Here is a 5,127-nt window from a genome sequence, read left to right on the forward strand (position 1 = left end):
AAATAGTGATATTTTGTTAGATTTTTTAATTTTTTTTATTATCTTTTATATAGTGACATTTTTTCTTAAATTTTATATATTGATTTAAATAAAAGTAATAATACTAAATGTAATGGGTAATTTTATGAGTGAAAATTTACAATGGGATAGTTCAATTTCATTTTTATTGGCAATGATTGGTGCAGCAGTTGGGCTTGGAAACATATGGAGATTCAGTTATGTATTGTATTCCAATGGTGGAGGATCATTTTTCATTCCTTATTTTTTAGCTATTGCAATATTGGGAATTCCTTTTTTAATACTTGAATACGGACTTGGTTTCAGCTTCAAGGATTCATTTTCAAATATATTAAAGTCAATAAATGAGCGATTTGAGTATATTGCTTGGATGCTTCTTCTATTTGTATTTATAGTAGTATGCTATTATATGGTCATCATTAGTTGGGATTTAATCTATTTACTGTCAAGCTTTACATTTTCATGGGGAGCAGATCCGACAGTTTACTTTGCGAATTTCGTTGGAGGAGACTCCAATCTGGCTAATGCGTGGACTGTGTTAATTCCTACAGCTATTGCCACCCTTTTTATTTGGGCAATTTTATGGTTCATTTCACATAAGGACCTCAATGAAGGAATAGGAAAGGTTGCTAAGGTTTTGATTCCTGCATTGTTTGTGATGATGGCTATCATTGTATTTTATGCATTTACACTACCTGGACATATGATAGGTATTTATGCATTGATCAGGCCTAATTGGAGCACCCTTTTGGACATTGACATTTGGCTTGCTGCATGCGGTCAAATCATCTTTTCCTTGAGTATGGGTCAGGCTATTGCAATGACATATGCCAGTTATCTTCCGGATAAATCAAAATTGGCAGATAATGTATTGTTGGTTGTTGCAGCAAACTCATTGTTTGAAATATTCACTGCTTTTGGTGTGTTTTCAGTTCTTGGATTCATGTCCTTGCATTCAGGAATAAGGTTAAGCAATCTTGTTGCAGAGGGTACTGGACTTGTATTTGATGTATTCCCAATGATCTTTAATGTTATGGGACCATTCGCTAAAGTATTGGCTCCTTTGTTCTTCTTGGCCATTTTCTTTGCAGGCATCACATCTGCTTTAGGACTGTTTGAACCTATGTTGTCCTCCATAAGCCATAAATATAATTTAAGCCGTAGGCAGGCCACTACAATTCTATCGATTATCGGTTGTGCAATTTCACTTCTCTTCACTACAGGAATCGGCAGCTATTTGATTGGAATCATTGATGAATTCATAAATGAGTTCGGCATTCTGTTTTTGATTGGATTGCAATGCATAATCTTTGGATGGTTCTATAAGATTGAGGACCTTGTTCCAATTTTAAATGACCATGGAACCATAAAGGTAGGTAAAAAATGGATTTTTGTAATCAAATACTTATTGCCTGTTTTAATATTAGGAATCTGGATTTATGGGCTCTATGATTTATTTTATGAAGCAAGTGCATTTGAATTGATGATTGATTTGATTATTGTTGTTGTTGTCTTGGTTATGAGTTTTATATTAACTAAAAGGAAATCCAGGATAATTGAATAGTAATTATCAATTTTAATTACTTTTTTTTAATAAATCATTAATTATTTAACTGCTTTTTTTAATAATTTTAGTTTTTAACTATTTTTTTAATTATTTCCGCTTTTAACTATATTTTTTTTAATAATTTTTTAGGTTTTAACTATTTTTTTAATTATTTCCTCTTTTAACTATATTTTTTTTAATAATTTTTTAGGTTTTAACTACCTTTTTTAAATATTTTTTATAGATTTAACTACTTTTTTATATATAAAAATACAAAACAATTAATGATGAATGTGGAAAAATCAATTAGTCAAAATGATGAGAAAATATTTACAATGGATTTCTTTTTAATATTCTCTGCACTCCTCTTTTCAGCACTTGTAATGTATGCATTGATGTCTACTGTTACAGAGTATGCCACATCTATGGGAACCAGTGCAAGCATTGCAGGATTAGTCTCTGGAATATATATCTTCGGTGGGCTTTGTTCAAGAATCTACTCTGCCAATGCACTTGAACGGATGAACTGGAAAAGATTGGCCATTGTTTTTTTAAGCATTCACTTTTTAGCCTGCATTCTATACTTTTTTGCAGATAATGTCACTCTACTTTTAATCGTTCGATTTATCCATGGGCTTGGATTTGGAGCCTCTGCAAATGCAATCGTTACCATTGCAAGTGCAATACTTCCTAAGAAAAGATTTGCAGAAGCTTTTGGATACTTTATGCTAGGAACAACCATTGCTGTTGGTTTAGGACCTTATATATCAGGATTTTTCTATGATCATTGGGGTGCCTTAGGATCATTTGCTCTTGCTACAGCATTCTCTTTCATTGCATTATTATGCATTCTCATTTTGGATATAGGAAAATATGATTTGAAGAATGATGAGGATAAAGAAAATCTTGAAATGGAAAATAATGATGGTATTCTTGAAGAGAAGCCAAAATATGGCATCATAGATAAGATATTTGAAGTTCCTGCCATTCCAGTTTCCCTTTTTACAGGATTGACAAGTCTTGGATATGTTTCAATATTGTCATTTTACAGGCTTTATGCAGTTGAGACTGATTTGATAAGTGCATTTTCATTGTTCTTTATAGTGTATTCAATCGTTTTGGTTGCATCACGTCCTATAGCAGGAAAGATACAGGATACATATGGGGATAAAATCATAGTTTACACAGGAATCATTGCACAGTCTATTGGTCTTTTCCTCATCGCTTGGATGCCTTCCACATTGACAGTCATGATTTGTGCAGTTTGCGCAGCACTCGGTTTCGGTACATTGAATTCTGCCTGTACTGCTATCGTTACAAGGGATGCACCTGTCAATCGCCGTCCTTATGCAATATCAACATTCTACATATTTTGTGATGGAACAATGGGATTCGGACCTGCATTGTTAGGTTCATTTGTTAGTTTAAGCAGTGGATATGCTCCAGTTTACTTTATATCTTCTTTTATTACATTGCTTGCACTTCCAATAGCAGTTTATGCCCTTAGAAAGTAAATAACTCACATATCTTTTTTTATATTTATTTTAAGTTATATTCAGTAAACTTTATTTAAAAATAAATTATTTCATCAAATTAAAATACAAAAGAATAAATATTTAAATGAAAATAAATAATTTTATAGTAATTCTAATTGGTATTATTAATTGAAAAATAAAATAATTATTGTAATTCTAATTGGTATTATTAATTGAGAAATAAAATAATTATTGTAATTCTAATTAGGATTATGAAAATTTTCGTGGGTGAAACTATGAGCATTATATTAATAATTTTAATTATCTTAATAATCATTATTCTTATAGCTATTGTAGGCATTTACAACGGCCTCGTAACTGCAAGAAATAAAGTAAAGAATGCATGGGCTCAAATTGATGTTCAATTGAATAGAAGAGCGGATTTGATTCCTAACTTGGTAGAAACCGTAAAAGGATATGCAGGTCATGAAAAATCTGTATTTGAAGACGTGACAGCTGCAAGAGCAGGCTTGATGAATGCAAATGGCGTAAAGGAAATCAGTGAAGCCAACAACCAATTGTCAAGCACTTTGAAGACATTGTTTGCAGTTGCAGAAAACTATCCTGAATTGAAGGCAAATGAAAACTTCAAGGAATTGCAAGCTCAATTGGCTCAAACAGAAGATAAGATCGCTTACTCCAGACAGTTTTACAATGATACAGTCTTAATGTACAACAACAAATGTCAAACCTTCCCAAGCAATATTTTTGCAAATCTTTTCGGATTTAATGAAGCTGACTTCTTCGAAGCTGCTGGTGAAGCAAGATCTGTACCTAAAGTTGAATTCTAATTAAAAAATGAACCAAAGTCAAATAGATTTAAAAATTAGATTAAATTTAATTCTAATCTTCTAATTTAGATTTAATTAATATATGGGGTTTATTCTCCATATATTAATAGGTGAAACTATGAATTTAAAAAATAAGGCATTGGCCATTATTATCGTCTCAATATTCTTTATATCCGTATTGCCTGCAGTCTCTGCTGTAGATTATTCAATTCCATATGCCAATGTGGATATACAGGTATATGATGATGGATTGATCAATGTTTATGAAGAGATTGATTATCATTTCTCAAGTTCCGCACATGGTGTATATAGGGACATTCCCCTAAAGCAAGGTCAGAGCATTGAGAATCTTCAAGTTAAGGTTGATGGTGCCTACTACGATTATCAGGTCATCAATTATAACGGTGAGGAAAGGATAAAGATCTATCTTTATCGTGATGCAGCCAAAACCCAAGGCATCTCATCTGGAACCAATGTCAAGGTATATCTCCAATACGACTTTACCCATGTTGTAAAGATTTACAATGATGTTGGAGAGCTCCAATATAAGGTTTGGGGAGATGAATGGGAAGAAAGTTTAGGCTCCCTTGATGCTGTAATCCGCTTCCCAAGTGACAAAAAGCTTGAATATTGGATTAATCCTGCTTACAGTGATGCAGAAGCTAAATGGTCTGATGGCAATTTGGTCATCACCAGTGATGGCGTATCTGAAGGAAGCTATGTTGAGGCAAGGGCACTTATTCCTTTAAGCGAATTCGGAGAAGTCACTCCTTTTGCACAGCATATCAATCAAACTGCTGCTGATAAGATAAGAAGTATGCAGCAGGATGAGGAGAATACTCAGAGTCTCTTAAGCACTGTAGGTTCTGTAGTCAATTATCTCTTGCTTGCATTATGTGCAATTCCACTTGCAATCTATTATAGGATTGGAAGGGAACCAAAAACAGACTATCAAGGAATCTATGAGCATGAACCTCCTACTAATGACCCTCCTGCATTTGTAAATGCACTTATGAGCGGATTTGGAAAGAATGTTGGAGATTTGGACCAGAAGGCTTTCCAAGCTACGATTATGGATTTGATTGACAGAGGTAAACTTGGAGTGGACTCTGAAGATGATACTGAATTCACCAAAACAACTTTCATTACCGTCAAGTCAACAGATGGCCTAGAAAGGGATGAAAGGGAATTGATTGATATCTTAAGAACATATGAATTGAATGGCAGAATCAGCTTT

At 33.2% G+C, this 5,127-nt stretch carries 4 protein-coding genes; all 4 read left to right on the forward strand.

From position 1 onward, the window contains the following. Positions 1-124: 124 nt before the first annotated feature. Positions 125-1,582: a sodium-dependent transporter gene (locus tag ACKI67_RS08400; protein WP_407463075.1), complete on the forward strand. Its 1,458-nt coding sequence runs from the start codon at positions 125-127 to the stop codon at positions 1,580-1,582. A gap of 275 nt (positions 1,583-1,857) precedes the next feature. After that, on the forward strand, positions 1,858-3,078 hold the full coding sequence (locus tag ACKI67_RS08405; RefSeq protein ID WP_407463076.1) for an MFS transporter: 1,221 nt from the start codon (positions 1,858-1,860) through the stop codon (positions 3,076-3,078). 257 nt (positions 3,079-3,335) lie between these two features. Further along, positions 3,336-3,890: a LemA family protein gene (locus tag ACKI67_RS08410; protein ID WP_407463078.1), complete on the forward strand. Its 555-nt coding sequence runs from the start codon at positions 3,336-3,338 to the stop codon at positions 3,888-3,890. 118 nt (positions 3,891-4,008) lie between these two features. Beyond that, positions 4,009-5,127, forward strand: a 1,119-nt coding sequence (locus ACKI67_RS08415; RefSeq protein WP_407463079.1) for a DUF2207 domain-containing protein, incomplete at its 3' end; no start/stop codon positions are given.

This window comes from Methanobrevibacter sp. (assembly GCF_045577275.1).
Taxonomy (GTDB): Archaea; Methanobacteriota; Methanobacteria; order Methanobacteriales; family Methanobacteriaceae; genus Methanobrevibacter.

What these genes read in the sequence shown, in the direction of transcription:
- ACKI67_RS08400 (WP_407463075.1), top strand. Translation starts at nt 125, where the DNA reads ATGAGTGAAAATTTACAATGGGATAGTTCAATTTCATTTTTATTGGCA.
- ACKI67_RS08410 (WP_407463078.1), top strand. Translation starts at nt 3,336, where the DNA reads ATGAGCATTATATTAATAATTTTAATTATCTTAATAATCATTATTCTT.